Here is a 24227-nt window from a genome sequence, read left to right on the forward strand (position 1 = left end):
ATCCAGCAAAAGATATCATCGTCGCTGTGGACATCGAACTCAGGCGTACGTCGCATATCAAAAGAAAACACGGGAAGAATACAGGGCCAGTCTGTTCGATGCGAACATCCTGCTGACTTCATCGCCGGCAATCAGGAGCCATTCCATGCAATTGATGTAGGTGGCCAGCCGTTTATCAGTAGCGTCGTCTGGATCTGCACGTTACATCCGGTTACCGGCGAAACACCTGTCATACAACCGATCTGGCAGCTCAAGCGTTAAGTGTCCAAGGCGCGCATAAAGCGTTGCATGGGAGGCAAGCCGATACTACAGCGGGTTCACGGCGCAGCTCCATGGAAATCAAGCTATTTTTTACAACACTGAATCCGAGGATATCCAACATGGGTCACAAATTAATCCATGCGGCGGCATTTGCCATCGCATTAAGCGGCTGTACCACCGTGGTGAAGGAACGGGTCGTCGTGCACGACCATCCGCCAGCGGTGCGCCAGGCGCCAGCCGTCATCCAGGAAGGGATTCCGCCAGCCCCGGCCGTGGGCTACGCGTGGGTACAAGGCCACTGGGCATGGCACGAGCACGGTTGGGAATGGCAACGCGGCCATTGGTATCAAGGCGCGGCGCGTCCGATGCCGGCGCTGATCGTCGAGCAAATTACCGTCGCCCCCAGCCCTGCGCACTACTGGGTGCCTGGACACTGGCGCTGGCAACATAATGAATGGGAATGGTCGCGCGGCCATTGGGAACGATAACACCGGGCCAGACGCCTGCAATAGGCCGTTTTTCCGCCGATTGACATCGGATTAACGACTTTGACAGGTTTCCCCGTGGCGCGACACGCCAAGATACGCTATATTCTTAAGAATATAGCGTATTGGCGAGCCCACGAGGAAGCAGCGATGTCACAGTTACCGGTCAAGACTTTTATCAAGCGTCACGACAAGCACTCCCTGCATGGCGGCGGCAAGGTGTTCAGTCCTTTGATAGAACCATGCTGCGGGCCGGCCACGCTGGCATTGCCGCCAGCCAAGGTGGAATCGCTGCCGGTGCGCCGCAGCAAGCTGGCCGACCTCGATCCCAACATCCATTGCTCGATCATCGGCACCTGCCTGACCACGTCCGAATTGCGCAAGCTGGTGCCGCGCTACGCTGCCACGCTCGACCGGCAGCGCAGCAGCGACCTGCAGATCCATCACGCGGCGGTGGAATTATCAACCTGCGGCGGTGTCGCGGCCAAGCAATTGCACAAGGCGCTCGATACCCGCCATGAACTGGCCATCAGGCGTTTCAAGGCGGCCGGCGATGCGGACACGGTACGCGCCCTGTGGGCCGATGCGCTGGCCAGCGGCGATATCCCGGGCGCCTACTGGGCCTTGCTGACCCATCCCTGCACCACGCTGGAAGTGCAGCAAGTGGCGTTCGGCGACGTGCATATGCTGTCGCACCTGGTCGGCGCGTCGAACCGGGCCGATATCCGCCGCCTGGTGGCGCTGGAAGCCGAGTGCGGCGCGTTGAAGGAACAAAATGAGCACCAGCAGGCGCGCCTGCATGAAGTCAATACGCAGCATGAGCTGGCGATCCGCCAGTTGCAGCAGCAAGTGCTGCAACTGACGGCCCAGCGCGAACCGGCGCCGCGACAGATGATCGATGACATGGCCGAATTGCGGCGTACGCTGGAAGACCGGGAACAAAAACTGGCCTTGTTTACCGCGCGCCGCAATGAGGCGGAGCAACGCCTGCTGGAGCACGATGCATCGCGCCAGGGCTTGCAGGCATCGGTACAGCGGCTGGAGGATGAGCTCAAGACCGCGCATGCGGAAACGCTGGCGGTCGAACAAGCGTGGTCGGAATCGCTGGCCGACGATGCCGATAACCGCAGCTTGCAATTGTTGGATGGCAAGTGCGTAGTATATGTCGGGGGCCGTCCCGGGTCGGCGGCCATGCTGTCCAGGCTGGTGGCGGCGGCCGGCGGGCAATTGCTGGTCCATGACGGCGGCATCGAAGACCGCCGCGGCTTGCTCGATGCCATGTTGCCGGGCGCCGACCTGGTGGTGTTTCCGGTCGACTGCATCAGCCATAACGCGATGCAGATCGTCAAGCGCGCCTGCGAACGCCATGCGATTGCCTATCATCCGGTGCGCAGCGCCAGCACCGCCAGTTTCGTCGAATTGATCGAACGCCTGACCGCGGCCGAATATGCCCGGCAAGCGAAGCCGGCATCGCGTTTCTGCCTGCGTCACGGATAAGCCTTCATCAGAGAGCTGGCCTGCCCCCGATTCGTTATATGATACCGGGCGCCGATTCCTCTGCCGGCGATTTTTCTGAGAGTACATAGTGACAAGCAAACTCGATATCAAGGTGCGCCTGTGGCGCGACGATGAGGTGGCGATGGGGCCCGGCAAGGCCGACTTGCTCGACGCCATCGCGCATAGCGGTTCGATCAGCGCGGCGGCGCGCACCATGAATATGTCGTACCGCCGCGCCTGGCTGCTGGTCGACAGCATGAACCGCAACTTCCGCGAACCGCTGGTGCGCAGCGCCATCGGCGGCCAGCAAGGCGGCGGCGCGCAGGTGACCGAGGCCGGCTTCGTCGTGCTGGCCCAGTTCCGCGCGATGCAAGCCAGCGCCAATGCCGCGCTGCAATCGCAACTGGCGGCGTTCGCGCCGTTGCTGCGCGATGCGGCACCAGCGCTCGACGTTACCTGATGATCAGACTGACGCGTTGCGCTTCCCCCGGCATATCGTCATCATCGAGCCGGAACACCGTCACCGCCTTCGACAAGTCGACCGCCTGGGCTTGCAAATCGCGGGCTTCGCGCGCCGCCAGCTCGACCAGGCTGGCATTTTGCCGGTTCAGCCGCTCCATTTCCAGCATGGCCAAATTCACTTCTTGCCAGCAAGCCATTTGCTGCGCGCCGGCCGGCCACGGCAAGCCATTCATCTGGCGCGCCTGGCGCACCGCTTCGAGGCCATCCAGGATCACGCCGGTCTGGGTCTGGCTGCGCAACGCCAGATGCGCCTGGCCGCACGCCATGTCGCGCGCCGCCGCATCGATGGAGTGGGCCGACACCCGCACGCCGGCCATGGTTTGGCTCAGCAATTGAAAACCGTTATCCAGGCTGCGCGCGGCGGCCGCGATCTCGTCATTGCCGCCGGCCGCCAGGCGCACGCTGACATCGCCCCGCGCCAGGCTGGCCGCAGCGCCGGCGATGGCGCCGATATCGGCCAGCATGGCGCGCCGCACGGCGACCGTCAGCAACAGCGCCAGCGATACCGACACCCCCGCCAGCAGCGGCAGCAAGATGGCCAGGGTACGGAATTCGGCCTGGGCGTCGAGGTAGGCGTGCTGGTTCAATTCCTGTTCCAGCTTCGACAGTTGCTCCATGCGCAAGGCCACCATGTCGAAGGCCCGCTCCGCTTTCGACATGGCGTTGACCGCCATTGACGGATCGACCAGCGCCAGCTCGATCACGTCGGCGATCGCGCGCGCGTACAGCGTGTGGGCGGCGTGCGACTGTTCGATCAGTTTGCGCTCGGCGCCGCCCGGCTCGGTCGCCACTTCCAGTTCGACATAAGCCCGCTCGATGTCGGCCTGGCGTTTTTTCATGTCGAGGATCAGGGCATTGATGCGCGCCGACGAAAAACTGGCGTTGACCCAGCTCAGCATCTGGTACATGCGCGCATGCGAACGGTTGGCGCTGGCGGCCAGGTCGGCCGCCTGCTTGATGCGCGCGGTGCGCTCCTGGACAATGTTTTCCAGCGCGCGGTTTTGCCGCGCCAGTCCGGTATAGGCCAGGCCAGACAAGACGATCATGAAAATCAGTGCGGCCACCGGCGCCAGCATCAATTTTGGCCCTATCTTTAATTTACTCAGCATGCTGCGTCCACTACGGGAAATGGCGGCCAGCCACGAGTACCGGCGTCAGGCGGTACGCTCAAGTGCGCTATCAATGGCGGTAATAACCGGCTTCCAGCGCAACGTCGCCGACCCGCAGCACATAAGTGCGCTTGGCTTGCACCATGCCGGTTTCAGGATTGCGAAATTTATAGTCGACCCAGCCCAGTCCCTTGCCCTTGGCCAGCGCCAGCATGTCTTGGCGAAACAGTTTGCCATCGGCATCCGGCACATCCAGCAAATCCTTGCCGACCAGCGCGATGGTCGGGTGGGCCACGGTAATACCGCGCAAGTCGCGCACCGCCAGATACAGGGACCCCTGGATGAATTCCGGCGACCGGCTGTTGATTTTTCGTATGATTTCCTCCTTGCCATACGTGCGGATAAATTCGGCGCCCTTTTCCGCCAGCGCCACCGCGTCTTTTTCTTGCAACTGGGCCGGCGCCGCCAGGCAACACAACGGCAGACATGTGGCTATGGCGGCGAGCGATGGTTTCATGGCGTCTCCTGGGCAAATCGATGGGCTGGTCGAGGGGGGACAGCAAGAACCGTGTAACGTTTCCTGGAAGCATGTTGCAATTTAAGCTGGAAGACTGTTCCCATCTTTGCGCCTGCGCAATATCAGGCTAGGAGCGCCTCTTGATGCGTCGCAGCATTACCATTCTGTAATGAAAGATTTCTTCACTTGACACTGTTTCGTATCATCACTACCATGCGGGCATTATTCATTTTTGGGGTCCCTCGTGGGTACTTGTTCTAGTGACAGTAGTCGATCATCAATCGGCGATTAAATCTCAGCAAGAACGCGGACTTCCTCTTCGCCGTGCCTTGCTGAGCAAGGTTCGGTGTCACTGCGACAGGCAACAACGTCGCCAGCATCTTCCCTATCGTTATTAATTTTCGGCTACTGACCGGTTTGAATGGCTGGTGCCAGTGTGCTCGGCGCTGCCATTCAAGTGCAAGACTTGCCTGTACTCCCTGTTACAACAGGAGACGGTGATGATTTGTAATCAACTTTCAAGACATGCTGCAACGCAGCGCAAGCTAAGCGATCACCTGCCTGGCCACCCGGCTGGGCTTTGCCGCAATACGCCTGTACCATGCAGTAACCGGCTGCCTGCCGGCGACAACTTCCAATAAAAACAATACCGAGAAAGGAAGAGCCATGAATCTCTTCAAACACCTGTTCGTCTCTTTCCTGCGCAAGCGCCACACGTCGAGCCTGTTCGGCCGCCGCGCGATGCCGCTCGACACGCCCGGCGCCGGCCGCAGCGTACCGGACCAGCTGGCCCGGCAACTGGCGGAAGCCGCCCACGAATTGCTGCCCAGCGCAATGCAGCGCCTGCATACCCGCGAAAGCGGCTTGAGCGACGACGAAGCCGCCGATATTGCGCTGCAAGCCGGGCCGAACGAAGTCGAACATGAAAAACCGCTGGCCTGGTACCAGCATCTGTGGCTGTGCTACAAAAATCCGTTCAATCTGTTGCTGACGGTGCTGGCCACCGTCTCGTACCTGACCGAAGATCCGAAGGCCACCATCGTCATCGGCACCATGGTGGTGCTGTCGACCTTGCTGCGCTTCGTGCAGGAAGGCCGCTCCAACCGCGCCGCCGAACGCCTGAAAGCGATGGTCAGCAACACCGCCACCGTGCTGCGCGAGCAAAAACAGGTCGAAGTGCCGATCCGCCAGCTGGTGCCCGGCGATATCATCATCCTGTCGGCCGGCGACATGATCCCGGCCGATTGCCGCTTGCTGAGCGCCAAGGACCTGTTCGTCAGCCAGGCCGCCATGACCGGCGAATCGCTGCCGGTCGAAAAGGCCGCCGACTTGCCGCTGGGCGCCGGCAAAGACCCGCTGGAATTGTGCAACCTGCTGTTCATGGGCACCAACGTGATTTCCGGTGCCGCCAGCGCACTGGTGCTGGCCACCGGCAACCGCACTTATTTCGGCACCATCGCCACCAAGGTCAGCGCCACCGAACGCGCCCCGACCGCGTTCCAGGCCGGCGTCAACAGCGTCAGCTGGCTGCTGATCCGTTTCGCGATGGTCATGGCGCCGCTGGTCTTCATCTTGAACGGTTTCACCAAGGGCGACTGGACCGACGCCTTCCTGTTCGCCTTGTCGGTAGCGGTCGGCCTGACCCCGGAAATGCTGCCGATGATCGTCACCAGCACCTTGGCCAAAGGCGCGGTGATCCTGTCGAAAAAGAAAGTCGTGGTCAAGCGCCTGGATGCGATCCAGAATTTCGGCGCGATGAATGTGTTGTGCACCGATAAGACCGGCACCTTGACGCAAGACAAGATCGTGCTGGAACGCCATACCGACGTATTCGGCAATGCTTCCGATGAAGTGCTGCAATTCGCCTATTTGAACAGCCACTATCAGACCGGCTTGAAGAACCTGCTGGACCGGGCCGTGCTCGACCACGTGGAATTGCAAACCGAAATGAACCTGGCGCGCGATTACGCCAAGATCGATGAAATCCCGTTCGACTTCGTGCGCCGCCGCATGTCGGTGGTGGTGTCCGAACGCCAGGATCACCATGAACTGATTTGCAAGGGCGCGGTCGAGGAAATCCTCGACGCCTGCAGCCATATGCGCCTCGACGGCGCCGACGTGGCGCTGAATGCCGAGTTGCTGGAAAAAGTGCTGGCCACCACCCAGAACCTGAATTCGGAAGGCTTGCGCGTGGTCGCGGTCGCGGTCAAGGAAGTGCCGCCGCACAAGACCGTGTATGGCGTGGCCGATGAAACCGCGCTGACGCTGATCGGTTATGTCGCCTTCCTCGATCCGCCGAAGGAATCGACGGCGCCGGCCTTGCGCGCGCTGGCCGAACATGGCGTCACCGTCAAGGTCTTGACCGGCGACAATCAGTTGGTGACCGCCAAGATTTGCCGTGAAGTGGGCCTGGAAGTGCATGGCGTCGTCATGGGCAGCGACCTGGACGGCCTGGACGATGCGGCGCTGGCCAAAATCGCCGAAGACAATACCGTGTTCGCCAAGCTGAGTCCGCTGCACAAGGAACGCCTGGTGCGCGCGCTGCGCGGCAACGGCCACATCGTCGGCTTCATGGGCGACGGCATCAACGACGCGCCCGCGCTGCGCGCCGCCGATATCGGCATCTCGGTCGATACCGCGGTCGATATCGCCAAGGAAGCGGCCGACATCATCTTGCTGGAAAAGAGCTTGATGGTGCTGGAAGAAGGCGTGCTGGAAGGCCGCCGCACCTTCAGCAACATGCTGAAATATATCCGCATGACGGCCAGCTCGAACTTCGGCAACGTGTTCTCGGTGCTGGTGGCGAGTGTGTTCCTGCCGTTCCTGCCGATGCTGCCGCTGCATTTGCTGGTGCAAAACCTGCTGTACGATGTGTCGCAGATCGCGATTCCGTTCGATAACGTCGATGCGGAACTGGTGCAGCAGCCATTGAGCTGGAATCCGCGCGACATCGGCCGTTTCATGGTGTTCTTCGGACCGATCAGCTCGATCTTCGACATCGCCACGTTCGCGCTGATGTGGCATGTGTTCGGCGCCGATACGCCGGAAAAACAAACCCTGTTCCAGTCCGGCTGGTTCATCGTCGGCTTGCTGACGCAAACCCTGATCGTGCATTTGATACGCACCCCGAAACTGCCGTTCATCGACAGCATCGCGTCGTTCCCGCTGCTGGTGGCGACGGCGGCCATCATGGCGCTCGGCATCTTCCTGCCGATGGGACCGCTGGCCGGCTTCGTCAAGCTCGAAGCGCTGCCGCTGGGCTACTTCCCGTGGCTGATCGCGATCCTGGCCGCTTACACGGTGCTGACCACCTTGATGAAGCGTTTTTATCTGCGCAAGTTCGGCTGGCAATAAAAACGCGTTGTAAGTCAGGCATAAGCCGCCATGCGCCGCGACAGTATATGATGGCCGGACTTTATTGAAAAAAGGCCGGCCCATGAATCGTTCGACCAAGGCGGCGCTGTTATCGGCGCTGGTGTTTCCGGGATTGGGACATATGGTACTGGGGAGAGCGCTGCGCGGCTGCCTGTTCCTGCTGCCGGCTGGCGCCAGCGCCATCTACGTGGCGCGCGACATCCGGCAGCGCGCCAGCCTGATACTGGACCAGGTGCAAAGCGGCGCCCTGCCCGCCGACCCGCAGTTGATCGCCGAACAGGTCGCGGCGACCTCGAACAGCGGCGGTTCGCTGATGACCGTGGCGATCGCCGTGCTGGCAATTTGCTGGGTCGGCAGCATCATCGATTCCTTCCTCGCCAAACCGGCCTGATGCCGGCGTCATGCGCGACGCCCGGCGCGTGACGCTTAGCGGTGAAATTCGCCGGCGCGTTCCGGCTGGTAGACGATTTCCACAATCTTTACATTGATCAAGGCGCCGCCCGGCCCCGGCCAGGCGATGCTGTCGCCAATCGACAAGCCCAGCAGCGCGCTGCCGACCGGCGCCAGCACCGAAACGCGGTCGGCCTTGCCGTCCACGTCTTTCGGATATACCAGCGTCAGGCAAAACTCTTCGTTATTTTCCATCGTGAAACGCACGGTGGAATTCATGGTCACCAGGGTCGGCGGAACTTCTTGCGGCTCCACCACATCAGCGCGGCTCAATTCCGCCAGCAGCGCGGCCTTGTCGGGCGACAGATTATTTCCCAACGAATACAACAGGGCTTCCAGACGCTCCAGGTCTTGTGACGACAAAATGATTTTTGGTTTCTTTTCCAAGGCTATCCTCGCTCATTAAAAATAATGCATGCACTTGCAAAGTGTGAATGATTAAATGTCTTGCAAGTACATCATCAGCGGATTATGGACGATCTGTCGAAACAAGGCCATAGCGATACGCTAAAACATCTTAAAAACCATTTAAATCAATGATTTAACACACCCATATCGGACTGGGAACAGCCTTGCTGCGAACTGGCGGCGGAAATACCACTGATCAATCTATTTGCTAAACATTAATCTTTGCACGCCAGATAAAAAAGATTAAAATAAGCATCTTTGTGTTATTGGCAAAACACTTGCGAATAACACAATTCTCATGAGCCATTTTCCAGCTAGCGGAAATGTCCGGCTCACATAGGTTTTTACCAGACTGGAACGGCGACATGGAAGGGCAAGACGGTACTCCAGCATGCCTCGGCTTGCCGCGACTCGGGCGCGCGGCATGATGGCGCGTTTGAATTTGCCGCGCTCGGCGCACCTGATCGGCGGCAAGATGGCAATGCTGAACCTGATCACCTCCGCCATCATGCTGGCGGTCGCCAGCGCGCTGCTGATCCTGTTCCAGCTATTCGCCTTGCGCGGCGACCTGGCCGACGACTTGCGGGTGCAGGCGCGCATGGTGGCCGGCGCCGCCGACAGTGCGCTGGCCGGCAATGACCGGCTGGCCGGCCAGCGCGCGCTGCGGCTGCTGGGCGCATCGCCGGTAATCGGCCGCGCCGCCCTGTTCAATAGCGACAGCAAGCTGTTTGCCGCATACGGCCGCGACGGCGCCACGACGCCGGATGTCGGGCACTCGCCGCGCTTTCACCCTGGCCACCTTGACGTCAGCATGGCGCTGGCCGCCAGCGGCGGCGCGCTGGTCATCCGCGCCGACACCGGGCAAGTGCTGCGCCGCCTGGGCGCCTTTGCCGCGTTCACGCTGTGCGTCGCGCTGTGTTCGTTCGGCCTGACTTACCTGATGGTCAATCGCACCCGCGAGGCCGCGCAGCAGGCCGAAGCCCACCTGCATTACCTGGCCCACGTCGATCCGGTCACCGGTTTGCCGAACCGCCACGAATTCAACGAATGCCTGGCCTATGCGCTGGGCCGCGCCGACCGCCAGGACAGCAGCGCCGGCCTGCTGCTGCTGGACCTGGACAACTTCAAGCTCGTCAACGACACGCTGGGCCACAACAGCGGCGACCAGTTGCTGAAACTGGTGGCGCGGCGGCTGGTCGACAAGCTGCGCGCCAGCGACACCATCTGCCGCATCGGCGGCGACGAATTTGTCGTCATCGTCGAACCGGCCGACGACGCCTCGGAACTGGCCAGCGTGGCCAGCAAGATCCTGGCGGCGCTGGCGGCGCCGTTCGCGCTCGATACGCACCAGTTGTATGTCAGCGCCAGCATCGGCGTCAGCATGTACCCGTTCGACGCCAGCGACGCCCAGACGCTGACCCGCAGCGCCGACACGGCCATGTATTACGCCAAGAACCAGGGCAAGAATTGCTACGCGGTGTTCCAGCCCGAAATGGAATTGCGCGCCCAGAAACGGCTGCGCATCGAAGCCAACCTGCGCCGCGCGCTGGCCGGCGACGAACTGTATCTGCACTACCAGCCGCAAATCGACTTGCGCACCGGCCGCATCGTCGGCGTCGAGGCGCTGCTGCGCTGGAATTGCCCGGAACTGGGGCAAATCAGCCCGGCCGACTTCATCCCGGTGGCCGAGGAAAGCGGCGTCATCATCCCGCTCGGGCGCTGGGTGCTGCACACCGCGTGCCGCCAGGCGGCCGCGTGGCGCAAGGCCGGCTTGCTCGATTCGATCAAGCACGTCGCGGTCAACCTGTCGGCATGCCAGACCAAGGATAGCGGCTTGATGGACGACATCCGCGCCATCCTCGACGACACCGGCTTGCCGGCCGGCTTCCTGGAACTGGAAATCACCGAAGGCGTGTTGATGGACAACGTCAGCGCCAACGTCGACTTGATGCGGCGCATACAGGAAACCGGCATCCACCTGTCGATCGACGATTTCGGCACCGGCTATTCATCGATGTCCTACCTGAAGCGGCTGCCGATCGACCAGCTGAAGATCGACCGCAGCTTCGTGCACGACTTGCCGGGCGAAGGCGAAGCGATCGCCACCGCCATCATCGCGATGGCGCACAGCCTGAACTTGACGGTGGTGGCGGAAGGCGTGGAAACGGCGCAGCAGCTGCAATTCCTGCGCCGCGCCGGCTGCGACAACGTGCAGGGCCATTATTTTGCGCGGCCGATGACGGCGGCGCAATTGACCGCGATGCTGCTGGAGCGGCGCGACTGGAGCAGCCGCACCTTGCAGAGGGTGATGTAAGCATAAAAAAGGGCCGCTGCAAGCGGCCCTTTTATTTACCGGCCCGGCATCAAGCCAGCTTGGCCGAATGCTCGCGCGTGGCGTGGAACGTCAGTTTCGGCCAGCGCTCTTCCGTCAGGCGCAGGTTCACGCCCGACGTCGCCAGGTAGGCCATGTTGCCGGCCGCGTCGTAGGCCACGTTGTGGCCCAGCGCGTTCTCGAAGTCCTGCAGGACGCGCTTGTCGTCGCAGCTGACCCAGCGCGCGCTGCTGATGCTGGTGCCTTCGAACACGGCGTCGACGCCGTATTCGTTCATCAGCCGGCTGGCGACCACCTCGAACTGCAGCACGCCGACGGCGCCCAGCACCAGCTCGCCGCCCTGGACCGGCTTGAAGACCTGTACCGCGCCCTCTTCGCCCAGCTGCTGCAAGCCCTTGTGCAACTGCTTGATCTTCAGCGGATTACGGATGCGCACCGAGCGGAAGAAGTCCGGCGCGAAGTACGGGATGCCGGTAAACGTCAGCATCTCGCCTTCGGAAAAGCTGTCGCCGATCTGCATGTTGCCATGGTTCGGCAAGCCGATGATGTCGCCCGCGTACGCCTCTTCCACCTGTTCGCGCGACGACGCCATGAAGGTCACCACGTTCGACACCTTGATCTCGCGGCCCAGGCGCAAGTGCTTGACCTTCATGCCGCGCTCGAAACGTCCCGAGCACACGCGCAGGAAGGCGATGCGGTCGCGGTGGGCCGGGTCCATATTGGCCTGGATCTTGAAGACGAAGCCGGTGAACGGCTGCTCGGACGGCGCCACGGCGCGCACGGTCGCATCGCGCTCGCGCGGCGCGGGCGCCCAGTCGACCAGCGCCGACAGGATCTCGCGCACGCCGAAGTTGTTGATGGCCGAACCGAAGAACACCGGCGTCTGCACGCCGGACAGGAATTCGTCCAGGTCGAACGGGTGCGAGGCGCCGTGCACCAGCTCCACTTCCATGCGCAATTGGTCCATTTCCAGCGGGAACATCTCCTGCAGGCGCGGATTGTCGATGCCCTTGATGATTTCAAAAGCGCCGTCGGCTTTTTCCTCGCCCGCCTTGAACAGCATGATCTCGTCGTTCAGCAGGTGGTACACGCCGCGGAAGTTCTTGCCCATGCCGATAGGCCAGGTGACCGGCGCGCACTGGATCTTCAGCACCGATTCGAGTTCGTCGAGCAGTTCCAGCGGATCGCGCGTCTCGCGGTCCATCTTGTTCATGAAGGTGACGATCGGCGTATTGCGCATGCGGCATACCGCCAGCAGCTTGATGGTCTGCGCTTCCACGCCCTTGGCGGCATCGATCACCATCAGCGCCGAGTCGACCGCCGTCAGCACGCGGTAGGTATCTTCCGAAAAGTCCTGGTGGCCCGGCGTGTCGAGCAGGTTGACGACGTGGTCGCGGAATTCGAACTGCATCACCGACGACGCCACCGAAATGCCGCGCTGCTTCTCGATTTCCATCCAGTCCGACGTCGCATGGCGGCCGCTCTTGCGGGCCTTGACGGTGCCGGCCATCTGGATCGCGCCCGAAAACAGCAGCAGTTTTTCGGTCAGCGTGGTTTTACCCGCGTCCGGGTGGGAAATGATGCCGAAGGTACGGCGCCGCTGCACTTCGCGGGCGATCAGCGCCGGCGCCTTGGAACTCGACACTGGCGCGTCGGAATCGTTATTTTCGGGTGTGATGATATCGTTATCGTTGGCCATATTCGCGACCATAATATGGCCCGTCCAAAAAACCCTCGATTTTACAGGCTCTTGCCCGCTCCGTGTGAACAGAAACAGGCCATACGCCGATGCGATTCAAGGTCAGGCCGCCAGCGCATGACTATTATTGTGCAGATCCCTCGGGTGAACCTGATCCATGATTTTCTGCAATGCAGCCTCAGCCGTTACGTTGAGGTCGTAAGCTTGCTGAAGGTTGAGCCATGACTCAGGATCGCCGCCAAAGTAGCGCGCCAGGCGGAGCGCGGTGTCGGCGCTGATTCCCCTGCGCTCATTCACAATATCGGTCACTCGTGAAGGCGTGACGTGCAATGCCTTGGATAAGGCGTGGGCAGTCATACCAAGCGGTACAAGGAATTCTTCTCGCAGGATTTCGCCAGGATGAATTGGGCGCATACCATTCTTCGCCATGTCATTTCCCTTAACGCTAATGATACTGGCTGAAACCGCCGGCTGTCTTAATCCCGCACCCTGCGCCATCCCACTTTATGTGCGCCGATCGCGTTCGGCGCCGACAATTCATTGGTCAGCATCTTGCCGTCGGCGGTGGTGCTGACCATTTTGTACGCGCCGGACGGCAGCCGGATGATGATGAAACCGACCGCCGCCGAGGTGTTCGACAAGGTCTGGCCGACGCTCTTGTCGGCCCGCACATAATTGCCGCTGCAAGCGTCGAACTGGTACAGATTACTGGTGCCGCCGACCGTGCACGTCGATTCGGCGCTCGGTATATTGGTGACGATGTTGAGTGCGCCGGAAACGATTTTCGGGTCCAGGTTCATCCGTTCGCCGGGATTCTGGTTCCAGTCCAGATACCAGCCGCTTTTCAGCGCCAGGTCGACCTTGTTGCCGCTGACGGTATACACGCCGCTGTTGCCGACCTGCGACAGCGTTTGCTGGACCATGCCGCCGCCGCGTATATTGCCGATTGTCGCGCCGCTGTCTTTCAGCACATACACGCTTTGCACATCCTTGCTGGTGACGTCCGGGATGTCGAGCAGGCGGCCGGTGCCGAAGCTCACCACCCGCTGCGCCGACGACACCACGGAGCCATCCTGTTGCACGGCATCGACCCGGCACGCGGTCACGTCGGGCCGCGTGGTGATCGGCTGGTTCACGCCGGCGTCGCCCATTTTCAGCACCGGCACGCTGGCGCCGGTGCTGTCGGTCAGGTCGAAACGCCACATCTGGCCCTGGTTGTCGCCGCCATAGATATAGGTGGTGACCGGGTCGCTGGCCGGGTTCAGCGTGATCGCGGTGATGCGCGCCAGGCCGGACGGCGTATCGGCGGTGCCGGAACCGGTCGAGATTTTTTTCAGGATCGTGCCGTCGCTGACGGCGACGATGTACAGATAACCCTGGCCGGTGCCGCTGCCGGCGCCATCGACGCCCGGCACGTTGTTGTAGCCGGACGTCAGGAACACCACCCATTGATTATTCCACATGCCGAATTGCGGATTACCGAAAGTCAGGCCGATGTCGCCGTCGCTCTGTTTGCACAGGCTGCTGTCGGCGCACAATTCCCACAGCGGCTGCGGATTTTCCGGGTCGGTCACGTCGAGCGCGTAATAACCCCGCCCGCCGCCGTTCAAGCCGGCCACCAGCACGGTTTTCCAGTCCTTGCCGATCTTGACGTCGGCCAGCTCCGGCGAACCATCGACGGTGAATTGATGGTTGGTGCCGTAGGTGGTGCTCGCTTGCGGCGCCAGCTTGCGCATCGTCATGCGCGGTACATAAGCCCAGACTTCCTTGCCGCCCGGCTTGGCGGCATTGGCCGGATCGCTGCTGTTGGGCGCGTAAAACGCATGCAGCATGCCGTCATTGGCGGCCGCGAACAAGGTGCGCGTGCGCTTCAGCGACGCGGCCTGGAACGCCGGGTAACCGTCCAGCAAATACGCCTTGCGGGCATCGTACAGATAGGCCGGCTTGGCGCTGGCGATATCGCCCAGCACGATCGGCACCGGCGAAGTGTTGACGCTATCGGCCGGCGGTGTGTAGTACGAGCGGAAAATGGTGTCGTTGGCGTATTGCTGCTGGCCGCGGAACCAGTTGATCAGGTTGCTGGCGTCGTTGGCGATGGTGCGGTTGGCGGCCGACAGCAAGGTGCATTGCGCCAGCACGCCGCATTGATTGGCAAACCACGCGCGCTCGGCCGCCCCCATCTCGCTGTACAGGAAATTGCGCATGGCGCCGGTGACCGGGTCGCGCCACAGGATGCGCCGCTGGTCGCTGCTATTGGCCACCTGCCGGCCCAGCTGGGTCGAGGTGCTCCAGATGACATTCGGCACCACCGCGCCGGACACGGTGTCGATGTTGCGGTCGCTCAGCTCGCCAAACCAGCGCACCGTGGTGAAAGTGGCGGAAAACACGTCGCGGTCTTCCTGCGAAATATTCGGCGTCGAAGTAGCGGCGGCCGCCGCGGCGCCGACCTTCACTTGCAGCTTGGTGATCGCTTCGCTGAGGCCGGCCACCACCTGGGTCGGGTCGGACGCGCTGAAGTATTTGCCGTGGCCGTTGATGGCCGCGTGCCACAAGTCGTCGACCCGTTCCTGCACCGTGCTGGCGCCGTTGGTGGTGTCGGGATTCGGCCACACATACGGGCCATTGTTATTCCATGGACAGCCGGTCTGCACGCCGCTGATCAGGTTATAAAAGTCGCCGCCGACCTTGACCTTGGAATTGTCGTAGTCCGGATCGTAGGCCATGATGCCGTCGACACCCAGGCCGAGGGTGTAGGTGGTCATGTGCAGATGGGTGTTTTCGCCGGCGCCGGCGCTGACCAGGCCGGGCTTGCTCAAGTCCGGTTCCAGCGTCGGCCGCAGCGACACGGTGCCGGTGTTCGACCCGCCGTTATACCAGTACAGCGCGATGTCGGAAATCGACGGCTGGCTCTGGCCGCGGGTATCGACGCAGCCGCCGGCGGCGGTGCAGAAGCGCGCCGGATTCTCGACATTGTCGTTATTGCCGACATTGGTGACCGTATTGCCGTTCCAGTAACCGTCGGTGGTCAAGATCATGAAATTCTGCTGGCACGGGTATTGCACCACTTCCGAGCCGGACGCGTAATTGTACGGCGACTGGTTGGCGAACATCTTGCCGACATTATTCATCGCCGGGCGGATCGGCGTGCCGCCGCCGGCGGTGGTGTCGTACAGCGCGGAGTACCAGGCGCTGCGCGCGGTGGCGCTGAAGTCGGCCGGCTTGATGTCGATCGAACCGCCGTTGCCGATCACCGACAGCTTGGCGTAGCCGACCCGGTAATTGCTGGTCAATGGCGCAAACGCGATGCCGACCGAGGTTTTCATCATTTGCAGCCGGGTCTTGTAATACGCGTACCAGTTGGCGAAATTGGTCATTTCTTCGGCGTACGAGCAAAAGCCTCGGATACTGACGCAATCGGTGCGCTCGCTGGACGCCGGATAGGTGGCCCGGCTATCGACGATATCGACCCGCACGAAGGTGCTCGGCGCGGCCAGCGCGGTCACTTGTACCGGGATCATGTCGGTCACCGCGGCGGCGGCGGCGCGGTAGCCGTTGGCGGCGCTGGTCGAAAACGACAGGCCGCCGTTGGAGGTATTGTTCAGGCTGCCGACCGCGACCGTGCCGCCATTGGCCGAACCATTGTTTTCGACGATGCACACGCTGGACGTATTTTGCGCGGCGCACAGCGGCGTCACGCCGTTGCCGCCGACATAGGCGCGGATATTGCCACCGCTGCCGATGGCGGACACGATGCTGCTGGCCACGGCGCCGGCATTGCGGCTTTTGCCCAGCGAGATGCTGCCGGCCAGGCTGGCGCCCTTGTAGCTGACGCCGTTCAGCGTGGCGCTGGGATTATTGCTGGCGCTGGTGCCGCTGACGGCGATCAGCGCGGTCGGCGGCACATAGGTCACCGCCGTGCTGACGGTGGTCGCCGGCGCATTGACGGTGATGCCCCAGCCGGCGCGCGACGAGTCGTTGAGCACGCTGCAATTGGCGGCGCTTTTCGCGCCGCTGCAAGTGATCGGCAACACCGCGACGATATTGTCGCCGCCCAGCGTGATGCCGTACGACGCACACGGCGCCACCGTGCTGGTGCCGACCGGGTTGTTGACGCAGGCCCAGTATTGATTGGCCAGGCCGGTCTTGGCGATGATCGACGCCGCCAGCGCGCTGGCCAGCGCCTGCTGCTTGGCCGGCGTATCGGTGCCGTTGGCCGCCGTCACCGCGGTATTGGTGATGGTGCGCGCGGTGTTCGGGTCGGGAATCGTGACGCTGCTGATGCTGACCGAATTGGGGCCGTTCGACGCGCCGATCGAAATCGTGCCGTACGACGCGGTCGAACCGAGCACCGCCGAATAGCGCGGATACTGGAAGTTGCCGACCCGCTTGCCCTGGCAATTGGTCAGCGAGGTGTTGCTGCACCAGCGCACCTTGGCCGGCACCGGATAACCGCTGGGCGCCGGCGCGCCGACCGAGGTCGACTTGCAGACCGTCATTTTATCGTCGGTGCAATATTCAGCGACGCCGATGGTGTAATAGTAGGGATTGCCGTTCTTGCCGCTGGCATTGTAATAAGTATTGTTCGGATAGGTGTAGGTCGCGGTATTGCTGCGGCAATTGCCGTTATTGTCGCACCATTGCAAATCAGGAAAGCCGGTCACCAGGTTGCTGGTGCCGATGCTGTTGCCATACATATCGGTGCTGCGCGCGCCAAAACCGTCGCCCGGCACCCGCGTCCAGTTGCCGGTATTGGCCGCCGTCATGCTGTCGTAAAAGCTGCCGTCCGCCTTGATCGGCACGCCATAATGGATTTTCGGATTGTAATATTGCTTGTTAAAGTCGGGGCTCATGAACGGCGGATGGCCGACCGTGCAGCCGGTGGTGCCGCTGGATAAATCGGCATAAAAGCGGCACAGGTTATCGTCCACATAATCGGGCGTATAAGCCTGGTCCATCGAACCGGAATTATCGAACAGCAGCATCAGGTTCGGCTTGACCGAACCGGTGCCGTCGATATTGAGCAACGGGACTTGCGCGATATTGGTGGTGCCCGCGCCCGCCCCTGCCGGCCACAACAGCACGACCAGCGACAACGTGAACAAATAACACAGTTTTTTCATCATGCGCCTATCATGACTACGGCTTGATTGACCACATTGCCGCCGCGCACGCCGAAAATGCGCGCGGTGACGATGTAATGGATTTGCGGCGCGCCGGCCAGGCTGACGCTGTCGCTGGCCAGGCTGTCGCCCAGCGCCACGGCATTGTTGACCACCGAGGTATTCGGCGCGGTTTGCATGCAACTGTTCTTCGGCTGGTTATACGCGCCGGAAAAAGCGCACATGCGGTGTATCACGTATTCGATGCGGTTGTTATAATCGTCGTCGATGGTTTTCGAGCCGTTCCAGAAGCCGCTGCTGTTGACGCCCTGGCTGGTGTCGAAGGTCGCCACATAGGCATTGTCCGGACTGTTCGCATCGAGCAGGGCCTTGTTGCCCGATGCGGTGTTTTTCAGCCACTGGAAGCCGGTCAGCAGGCCCAGGTCGACCGCCTTGCCGAGGCTGGCTTCATACGCCAGGTTGCTGGTCATCAAGGTGCTCGAGGTGCTGGAGCGCAGCAAATACAGGCTGCCGATCAGCATCACGGCCAGTATCACCAGCATCACCGGCAAGGCCACGCCGCGCGGCCGGCGCAAGTGGATAGCGTTGCTCATGTCGGTCTCCAGTTCGAATTGCGCAATGGCACGATGGTTTCGAATACCCGGTAGCGGTAGCATTTCCAATCGACCGTATCGCCGGCCACCGCCACATTGACGGACACCGGCACCGCGCTGACGCCGAATGGCTCGGCCGCGCCGAACACCACCGGCAAGGCGGTGCTGGCGCTGCACACGCCCTGGCTGTTCGGCTTTTCCGGATTCTTGCTGCGTGCCACCACCGCCACCCGCAGCGCGGCGATATGCTGATAATCGCCGGCGCTGCCGACCAGACCGTCATTATCGGCGTCGATCATGCTGCCGGACCACTGCGATACCTGCATGCCGCCGGACGGCGTAAAGGCGGCGCCGCTGCGCGTGTCGAAACCATATTGCGCCTTCAGCGACACGATGTTGTCGGTCACGCTGGCCGGTGCGGCGCTGCTGCCGGCCAGGTCGGCGGCGCGCATCTGCAGGAAGCCGTTGGCCACCGACCAGGTGTGGAACGACAGCCTTGATCCCGGCCCCAGGTTGAACAGGCGCGCCTGGCCATTCTTGTACAGCGCACCCAGCTGGCCGGCGTTGAAGCGGAAACCGGCGCCGCTGGCGATGCTCAGTTTTTGCGGCTGCGGCGGTCCCGCCTGCAGGCCCGGGTCGACGGCGATCTGCGCCAGCGCGCACTTGGCCGCACCGACGGTTTCCGGCGCCACCACGATCACGTCGCCGAGCGCAAAACCGTAGGGCACGCGCTCGACCACGATATTGTTTTCTCCAGCGTAATCGTGGGTCAGCCGCAAGGTGCCGGTGCCGCCCATGGCGCTGCCGGAATACAAGGTCAGCCGGTCCGGGTCGGCGCCGTTCGATTCGATCAGCGCGGCGGCCAGCGGGCTGACCATCAAGCCGCCGCGCGGCACCGCCGTCAGCGTATAACCTTGGTTATCGAAAAATACCGTGTCGCAACCGGTCAGCAAGGGATCGTTCAAGCCCCAGCCGGCCTGGCTCGCTTCGTTATTGATCGTGAACAGCGCCAGCATGCCGTTTTGCATCGCATCCGAACCGCCCAGCGACGCCTGCTTGCTTTGCTCGGAACTCAAGACCAGCCGGGTCGCGAACAGCAGCGCCAGCATGCCGATGACTACGCTGACCAGCAACTCGACCACGGAAAAACCGGCGCCGCCGCCGGAAGCAAGACGATCCGATCTCATGCGCCCCCCACATACGACGTCACGCTATGGACATTCGGCGCGCCGCCATCCTTGCGGGTCCATTTGATGGTCGCCACCACCGTGTTGCGGGTGGCGTCGGCGTTCGGCGTGATGACGATGGAAATCGTCGCGCCGGGGATCACGGTGCGGGTATTGGCGTACCAGGTTTTCAGGCGGTCGCCCGGCGCGCCGCCTTCGGCCAGCGCATAGCCGGACAAATTGGGCTGGTCGTTGGCCAGCACGCCGAACAGCTTGTCGGTGGCCATCGCGGCTTCGGCGCGCAAGCCGGCGTCCGACATCGCCGAATACGCGCGCGCCTGCAAGCCGATGGCGCCGAGCAGGCCGATGGCCAGGATCAGGCTGGCGATCAGCGCTTCCAGCAAAGCGATACCGCCTTGACGATGTTTCATTGAGGACACCCCCGCGAATCGGTGACGGCGACCTTCGGATCGCATTTGCTGACCGTGCCGGCCAGCGTCACCACCAGCGCCGACGAGCGCAACGTGGCCGCATACGCGGCGGCCGGATCGAACGTCAAGCGGCTCAGGCGCTGGTCAAAGCTGGTATCGACCCAGCCCAGCGACGTGAAATACACGCTGGAGGTGCCTTCCGGCGACAAGGTCGGCACCAGCACCGTGGCGGCCGGCAAGGCGCTGGCGCCCCGGAACACCGACGTAAAACCGGCCGCGCCCTCGGGATCGCCGACCGCCTGGGCGGTGGTGGTCGACCAGGAACCGCTTTGATCCGAGCAGGGCACGCCCGGTTTCGGGAAACAGATATCGACTTGCCAATCCATCTGGCCATTCAGCGCATTTGGCGTCAGCACGATGCGGCTGGCCGCGTTATGGCCCAGCGCCTGCTGGCGCGCCAGCTTGAAACCCTCGGCATACAATTCAGTGGCGCCGGCGGCCTTGTTGCTCAAGCTCCAGGATGCCATTTTCGGCACGCCGACCGCCAGCAAGATGCCGAAAATCACCAGCACCACCATCAATTCCAGCAGGGTAAAACCCCGCCTGGCCGGACTTAATTGATGCATGAGCCATCCCTGCGGTCGCTCCAGCAAGTACTGTTGCTGGTCCAGCCAGCCGGCGCGGTGGTGCTGCGGCCGCCATTCTGGTCGATGGTGAACACGAAGCCGGCCGTCGGGCCGGTGCCGGTGGCGGTGATGGTATACGTCGACGCGGTGGCGGCCGACAACGCATACGTAAAATTCCTGGTGGTCGACGGCAAGCCGTGGGCGGTGTCGAAATTGGCGTAGCTGCGGTTGATCGACCAGTATTGTTCCGCGCCGGGCTGGGCCGCGCCGAGCGCGCTGAATGCTTCCGTCAAGCGGCTGCGCAGCACATAATCGCGGTAAGACGGCAACGCGACCGCGGTCAGGATGCCGACGATGGCGACCGTCACCAGCACTTCGATCAAGGTGAAACCGCGCTTGCCTGCCTTCATGTTTTGCTCCGGATGCGATGACATCGATAAACCCGCACAACGCGGACGCTATTCTTTCCATCATGCTACATCGTCCAGCTTTCATTTCCCTGAGGAAATGCTGACAAAATCCTGACAAAGCCTGTATCGCGACAGATCATGATGGCCCTTGCCCGCAAAATAGCAAAAATGCTATTCTAAAGAAATAATAAATTGCACGGACCCACTCTTTCATGACCTCACCATGGTTTTACGCACTGGCCGCGGCACTCGTGTCGGCCAATACGCTCGCCGCCGATCCGCTGACCCGGCCGATCGCCTCCCCTTACGCAAAAGAATGGCTGAAACCGCAGCGGCCGCTGCGCATCCATGGCGACACGTATTACGTCGGTTTCGGCGGCTTGAGTCTGGTCTTGATCGACAGCAAGGCCGGCCTGATCCTGATCGATGGCGCACTGCCGCAAGCGGTGCCGGCGATCGCCGCCAATATTCAACAACTGGGATTTAACATCGAGGATGTCAAATACATCCTCAATACCGAGGCGCATTTCGACCATGCCGGCGGCATCGCGGCGCTGGCGCGCGACAGTGGCGCGATCACCGTCAGCAGCCCGGCCGGCATCGCGGCGCTGGCTGGCGGCCATGTGCTGGCCAACGACCCGCAAGCGGGCCAGATCGACGCCTTTGCGCCGGTCAGCAAACTGCAAGCCATCGGCGATGGCGAGACTCTGCACTTGGGCAATACCGCCATCAGCGCCCATTTCACGCCCGGCCATACGCCCGGCAGCACCAGCTGGAGCTGGCGCTCTTGTCAAAACGGCCAATGCGTCGATATCGTGTTCGGCGCCAGCCTGAACGCGGTGTCGGCCGATCGCTTTCACTTCAGCGCAGCGGCCAACCAGAGCAGCACGGCGGTGTTCCGCAGCGGCATCCGCAACTTCGCCCAACTGCCGTGCGATATCCTGATTTCGGCGCACCCCGACCATTCCGGCTTCGACCAGAAATTGCAGCAGGCAGCCCGCCAGCCGGCCAGCAACCCATTCATCGATCCCCAGGCTTGCCGCAACTATGCCGCCAAATACGAACAAAAGCTCGATGCGCGCCTCGCCAGGGAAGCGGCCGGCGCGCACGAATAGACCGAGGTTTAAAAACGTACCGAAAACACCATGCCCCGCCCGGCCGGATTGGATTCGATGGCGATGCTGGCGCCGTGCGCCAGCGCGATGTCGCGCACGATGGCCAGGCCCAGGCCGCTGCCGACGCTCTTGTCGTCCAGCCGCATGAAACGGTGGAACACCAGGTCGCGCTTGGCCGGCGCAATGCCGGGACCGGAATCTTCGATCACCAGCATGCCGGCTGGTCCGTGCGGGAAACAGCGTACCGTCACCACCCCGCCCGGCGGCGTGTAGCGCACTGCGTTGTCGATCAGGTTATCGATCAAGTCGCGCAGCAGGAAGGGATCGCCGGTCACCGTGGTTTTCAGCAAGTCGAAGCCCAGGTCGATCGATTTCTTGGCGGCTTCTTCGACAAAATACTGGATCGCTTCCTCGACCAGTAAATTCAGCCGCAGCGGTTCCAGCCGGGTCTTTTCAAAGTGGCTGGGTTCGGCGCGCGCCAGCGCCAGCAATTGATTGGTCTGGCGTATCATGCGCGCGGCCGACAGCAGCATCATGCGTACCGACTGGCTGGTTTCCGGGTCTTGTTCATGGCGCTTTTCCAGCCATTCGAGCTGGGTCCGCAAGCCGGCCAGCGGGGTGCGCAACTGGTGCGCGACATTGGCCAGGAAATCGTGCTGGGCGCGCGCGCCGTCGCGCACCCGTTCCAGCAAGCCATTAAAAGCCAGCAATACCGGTGCCAGTTCGTCCGGCACATGGTCCGGATCCAGCGGCGCCAGGTCTGCGCCGCCACGCGCATTCAAGTCGGCCCGCATCCGATGCAAAGGATGCAAGCCGCGGCTGACCGAAAACCAGATCAGGCCGGCCGACACCAGCGTAATCAGCGCTTCCAGCGGAATCAGGGCGCGAATGATCGCGGAGCGGATTTGCAACCGCTTGCGCAAGGTTTTGGCGATGCCGATCTCGACCTCGGTGGCGCCGACCAGCATATGCTGCGACACGATGCGCGCCGCTTCGCCGCGCATCTGGCCGTCATACATCAGCGCCCCCTTGCCGGGCTGGCGCAGCAGCGGGAAATCGGCGTCGCCGGCGATCAGCCGGCCATCCAGGCTGCGCACCGCGAAATAAATCGCATCGACCTGGTCGGCCCGCAACACTTGCTCGGCCTGGCGCGGCAAGTCGATCCGCACGCCACCCTGCGCGACCGGACTGAGCCTCGCGCCGAGCGCGCCGGCCGCATCCAGCAAACCCTGGTCGAACGCGCTTTGCGCCGGCACCCAGGCCAGCAGGTAGGTCAAGGTGCCGCCAGCCAGGTTCAGCAGCAGGATCGGTCCGATCAGCCACGTCAACAGGCGCAGGCGAATGCTAGACATGCTCGCTTTCCAGTAAGTATCCAAACCCCCGTATGGTGCGGATCACCACTCCGCCGCCGGCGATTTTCAGGCGCAGCCGCGAGATATACACTTCGACCGCGTTCAAGGTCAGATCGTCGCCCCACGGCAGGATGGCGTCGATAATTTGCTGCTTGGACACCACCCGGGTCGCGTGGCGCAGCAAGTGTTCCAGCACCGCCCATTCGCGCACCGACAATTCGATGATACGTTCGCCGGCGCGGGCCCGCTTGGCGGCGGTATCCAGGCTCAGGCCCGCCAAACTGAGTAAAGCCGGTTTCGGTCCAGTGCGGCGCACCAGCGCCTTCAGCCGCGCCACCAGTTCGGCGGCCGCAAAAGGTTTCACCAGGTAATCGTCGGCGCCCAGTTCCAGGCCGCGCACCCGGTCTTCGATGGCGTCGCGCGCCGTCAGCAACAGCACCGGTATCGTGCTGCCGCGCGCGCGCAAGCGGCGCACTACTTCAAAACCATCGATGCCGGGCAAGCCGATGTCGAGCACCAGCACCGCCACCTCGGTGCGTTGCAGCATCAGGTCGGCGGCGCTGCCATTGCCCAGCACATCGACCGCCATGCCGTGCGCGCTCAAGATGCGCGTCAAGCCATCGGCCAGCACGACATCGTCTTCAACCAGTAATACATGCATGCGGAAACCATAAGAAGGATATGCAACGCTACGCATTATGCAGTATTTCCCCATGGAAGAACGGCGCCGCCCAGCAAGTTCATCCGCGACTGCCGTCA

The 24227-nt window shown here is 62.3% G+C and carries 20 protein-coding genes; 7 read left to right on the forward strand and 13 right to left on the reverse strand.

Annotation, left to right across the window (positions count from 1 at the left end; all coding sequences use genetic code 11):
• Positions 1-380 precede the first annotated feature (380 nt).
• The 3 genes from GJA_RS13130 to GJA_RS13140 all read left to right on the forward strand — a co-directional run bounded on the left by GJA_RS13130 (position 381) and on the right by GJA_RS13140 (position 2703).
• Entirely contained in the window at positions 381-749 is a 369-nt protein-coding gene (locus GJA_RS13130) for a YXWGXW repeat-containing protein (RefSeq protein WP_038492981.1), read from the forward strand.
• Between the two features lie 147 nt (positions 750-896).
• Positions 897-2243, forward strand: coding sequence for a DUF2325 domain-containing protein (locus tag GJA_RS13135; RefSeq protein WP_051780804.1), 1347 nt, complete (start codon positions 897-899; stop codon positions 2241-2243).
• 88 nt (positions 2244-2331) lie between these two features.
• Positions 2332-2703 carry a winged helix-turn-helix domain-containing protein gene (locus GJA_RS13140; RefSeq protein ID WP_038492983.1) on the forward strand — a complete coding sequence of 124 codons (372 nt, stop codon included), beginning with the start codon at positions 2332-2334 and terminating at the stop codon, positions 2701-2703.
• Here the strand turns inward: GJA_RS13140 and GJA_RS13145 are convergent.
• Complete coding sequence (locus GJA_RS13145) at positions 2696-3874, reverse strand: MCP four helix bundle domain-containing protein (RefSeq protein WP_081905392.1); 1179 nt, start codon at positions 3872-3874, stop codon at positions 2696-2698. The genes GJA_RS13140 and GJA_RS13145 overlap by 8 nt on opposite strands.
• A gap of 70 nt (positions 3875-3944) precedes the next feature.
• Positions 3945-4391, reverse strand: coding sequence for a cache domain-containing protein (locus GJA_RS13150; RefSeq protein WP_038492985.1), 447 nt, complete (start codon positions 4389-4391; stop codon positions 3945-3947).
• 666 nt (positions 4392-5057) lie between these two features.
• Between GJA_RS13150 and mgtA the strand changes: the two genes are divergently transcribed.
• Complete coding sequence (mgtA, locus tag GJA_RS13155) at positions 5058-7745, forward strand: magnesium-translocating P-type ATPase (RefSeq protein ID WP_038492987.1); 2688 nt, start codon at positions 5058-5060, stop codon at positions 7743-7745.
• An 82-nt stretch (positions 7746-7827) separates the two neighbouring features.
• The gene (locus tag GJA_RS13160; RefSeq protein ID WP_038492988.1) at positions 7828-8157 is read left to right on the forward strand and encodes a hypothetical protein; all 330 of its coding nucleotides are present in this window, start codon (positions 7828-7830) and stop codon (positions 8155-8157) included.
• 35 nt (positions 8158-8192) lie between these two features.
• Here the strand turns inward: GJA_RS13160 and rnk are convergent, their stop codons facing one another.
• Positions 8193-8603, reverse strand: a complete 411-nt coding sequence (rnk, locus tag GJA_RS13165; protein ID WP_038492990.1) for a nucleoside diphosphate kinase regulator — start codon at positions 8601-8603, stop codon at positions 8193-8195.
• Positions 8604-9048: 445 nt separating this feature from the next.
• Here rnk and GJA_RS13170 point away from each other — a divergent pair, with 445 nt between their 5' ends.
• Entirely contained in the window at positions 9049-10938 is a 1890-nt protein-coding gene (locus tag GJA_RS13170) for a putative bifunctional diguanylate cyclase/phosphodiesterase (protein ID WP_038492992.1), read from the forward strand.
• Between the two features lie 49 nt (positions 10939-10987).
• On the opposite strand, the gene GJA_RS13175 is transcribed toward GJA_RS13170, so the two are convergent.
• The 8 genes from GJA_RS13175 to GJA_RS13210 form a co-directional block, all read right to left on the reverse strand.
• Positions 10988-12655 (reverse strand): peptide chain release factor 3, encoded by a 1668-nt coding sequence (locus GJA_RS13175; RefSeq protein WP_038499769.1) that lies wholly within the window; start codon positions 12653-12655, stop codon positions 10988-10990.
• Positions 12656-12757: 102 nt separating this feature from the next.
• A complete protein-coding gene (locus tag GJA_RS13180; RefSeq protein WP_038499771.1) occupies positions 12758-13084 on the reverse strand; it encodes a HigA family addiction module antitoxin in 327 nt (108 codons plus the stop codon).
• Positions 13085-13131: 47 nt separating this feature from the next.
• A complete protein-coding gene (locus GJA_RS13185; protein WP_242404533.1) occupies positions 13132-17778 on the reverse strand; it encodes a PilC/PilY family type IV pilus protein in 4647 nt (1548 codons plus the stop codon).
• On the reverse strand, positions 17775-18368 hold the full coding sequence (locus GJA_RS13190; RefSeq protein WP_038492994.1) for a hypothetical protein: 594 nt from the start codon (positions 18366-18368) through the stop codon (positions 17775-17777). Before GJA_RS13190 ends, GJA_RS13185 begins: the two co-directional genes overlap by 4 nt.
• Positions 18365-19555 (reverse strand): PilW family protein, encoded by a 1191-nt coding sequence (locus GJA_RS13195; RefSeq protein WP_038492996.1) that lies wholly within the window; start codon positions 19553-19555, stop codon positions 18365-18367. Before GJA_RS13195 ends, GJA_RS13190 begins: the two co-directional genes overlap by 4 nt.
• A complete protein-coding gene (locus tag GJA_RS13200) occupies positions 19552-19965 on the reverse strand; it encodes a PilV family protein (protein WP_051780808.1) in 414 nt (137 codons plus the stop codon). The genes GJA_RS13195 and GJA_RS13200 overlap by 4 nt, the downstream gene beginning before the upstream one ends.
• On the reverse strand, positions 19962-20591 hold the full coding sequence (locus GJA_RS13205; RefSeq protein WP_038493000.1) for a pilus assembly FimT family protein: 630 nt from the start codon (positions 20589-20591) through the stop codon (positions 19962-19964). The genes GJA_RS13200 and GJA_RS13205 overlap by 4 nt, the downstream gene beginning before the upstream one ends.
• Complete coding sequence (locus GJA_RS13210; protein WP_038499776.1) at positions 20579-21001, reverse strand: type IV pilin protein; 423 nt, start codon at positions 20999-21001, stop codon at positions 20579-20581. Before GJA_RS13210 ends, GJA_RS13205 begins: the two co-directional genes overlap by 13 nt.
• A 212-nt stretch (positions 21002-21213) precedes the next feature.
• Here GJA_RS13210 and bla point away from each other — a divergent pair, with 212 nt between their 5' ends.
• Entirely contained in the window at positions 21214-22116 is a 903-nt protein-coding gene (bla, locus tag GJA_RS13215; protein ID WP_038493002.1) for a subclass B3 metallo-beta-lactamase, read from the forward strand.
• Between the two features lie 8 nt (positions 22117-22124).
• Here the strand turns inward: bla and GJA_RS13220 are convergent, their stop codons facing one another.
• Entirely contained in the window at positions 22125-23468 is a 1344-nt protein-coding gene (locus GJA_RS13220) for a sensor histidine kinase (RefSeq protein WP_038493004.1), read from the reverse strand.
• Positions 23461-24129 carry a response regulator transcription factor gene (locus GJA_RS13225; protein ID WP_038493006.1) on the reverse strand — a complete coding sequence of 223 codons (669 nt, stop codon included), beginning with the start codon at positions 24127-24129 and terminating at the stop codon, positions 23461-23463. The genes GJA_RS13220 and GJA_RS13225 overlap by 8 nt, the downstream gene beginning before the upstream one ends.
• Positions 24130-24227: the final 98 nt, after the last annotated feature.

The sequence above is a fragment of the Janthinobacterium agaricidamnosum NBRC 102515 = DSM 9628 genome, from assembly GCF_000723165.1.
GTDB lineage: Bacteria > Pseudomonadota > Gammaproteobacteria > Burkholderiales > Burkholderiaceae_D > Janthinobacterium > Janthinobacterium agaricidamnosum.

What these genes read in the sequence shown, in the direction of transcription:
- GJA_RS13130 (WP_038492981.1), top strand. Translation starts at nt 381, where the DNA reads ATGGGTCACAAATTAATCCATGCGGCGGCATTTGCCATCGCATTAAGC.
- GJA_RS13135 (WP_051780804.1), top strand. Translation starts at nt 897, where the DNA reads ATGTCACAGTTACCGGTCAAGACTTTTATCAAGCGTCACGACAAGCAC.
- GJA_RS13145 (WP_081905392.1), bottom strand. Translation starts at nt 3,874, where the DNA reads ATGCTGAGTAAATTAAAGATAGGGCCAAAATTGATGCTGGCGCCGGTG.
- GJA_RS13150 (WP_038492985.1), bottom strand. Translation starts at nt 4,391, where the DNA reads ATGAAACCATCGCTCGCCGCCATAGCCACATGTCTGCCGTTGTGTTGC.
- mgtA (WP_038492987.1), top strand. Translation starts at nt 5,058, where the DNA reads ATGAATCTCTTCAAACACCTGTTCGTCTCTTTCCTGCGCAAGCGCCAC.
- GJA_RS13160 (WP_038492988.1), top strand. Translation starts at nt 7,828, where the DNA reads ATGAATCGTTCGACCAAGGCGGCGCTGTTATCGGCGCTGGTGTTTCCG.
- GJA_RS13170 (WP_038492992.1), top strand. Translation starts at nt 9,049, where the DNA reads ATGATGGCGCGTTTGAATTTGCCGCGCTCGGCGCACCTGATCGGCGGC.
- GJA_RS13175 (WP_038499769.1), bottom strand. Translation starts at nt 12,655, where the DNA reads ATGGCCAACGATAACGATATCATCACACCCGAAAATAACGATTCCGAC.
- GJA_RS13180 (WP_038499771.1), bottom strand. Translation starts at nt 13,084, where the DNA reads ATGGCGAAGAATGGTATGCGCCCAATTCATCCTGGCGAAATCCTGCGA.
- GJA_RS13185 (WP_242404533.1), bottom strand. Translation starts at nt 17,778, where the DNA reads ATGATGAAAAAACTGTGTTATTTGTTCACGTTGTCGCTGGTCGTGCTG.
- GJA_RS13190 (WP_038492994.1), bottom strand. Translation starts at nt 18,368, where the DNA reads ATGAGCAACGCTATCCACTTGCGCCGGCCGCGCGGCGTGGCCTTGCCG.
- GJA_RS13195 (WP_038492996.1), bottom strand. Translation starts at nt 19,555, where the DNA reads ATGAGATCGGATCGTCTTGCTTCCGGCGGCGGCGCCGGTTTTTCCGTG.
- GJA_RS13200 (WP_051780808.1), bottom strand. Translation starts at nt 19,965, where the DNA reads ATGAAACATCGTCAAGGCGGTATCGCTTTGCTGGAAGCGCTGATCGCC.
- GJA_RS13205 (WP_038493000.1), bottom strand. Translation starts at nt 20,591, where the DNA reads ATGCATCAATTAAGTCCGGCCAGGCGGGGTTTTACCCTGCTGGAATTG.
- GJA_RS13210 (WP_038499776.1), bottom strand. Translation starts at nt 21,001, where the DNA reads ATGAAGGCAGGCAAGCGCGGTTTCACCTTGATCGAAGTGCTGGTGACG.
- bla (WP_038493002.1), top strand. Translation starts at nt 21,214, where the DNA reads ATGACCTCACCATGGTTTTACGCACTGGCCGCGGCACTCGTGTCGGCC.
- GJA_RS13220 (WP_038493004.1), bottom strand. Translation starts at nt 23,468, where the DNA reads ATGTCTAGCATTCGCCTGCGCCTGTTGACGTGGCTGATCGGACCGATC.
- GJA_RS13225 (WP_038493006.1), bottom strand. Translation starts at nt 24,129, where the DNA reads ATGCATGTATTACTGGTTGAAGACGATGTCGTGCTGGCCGATGGCTTG.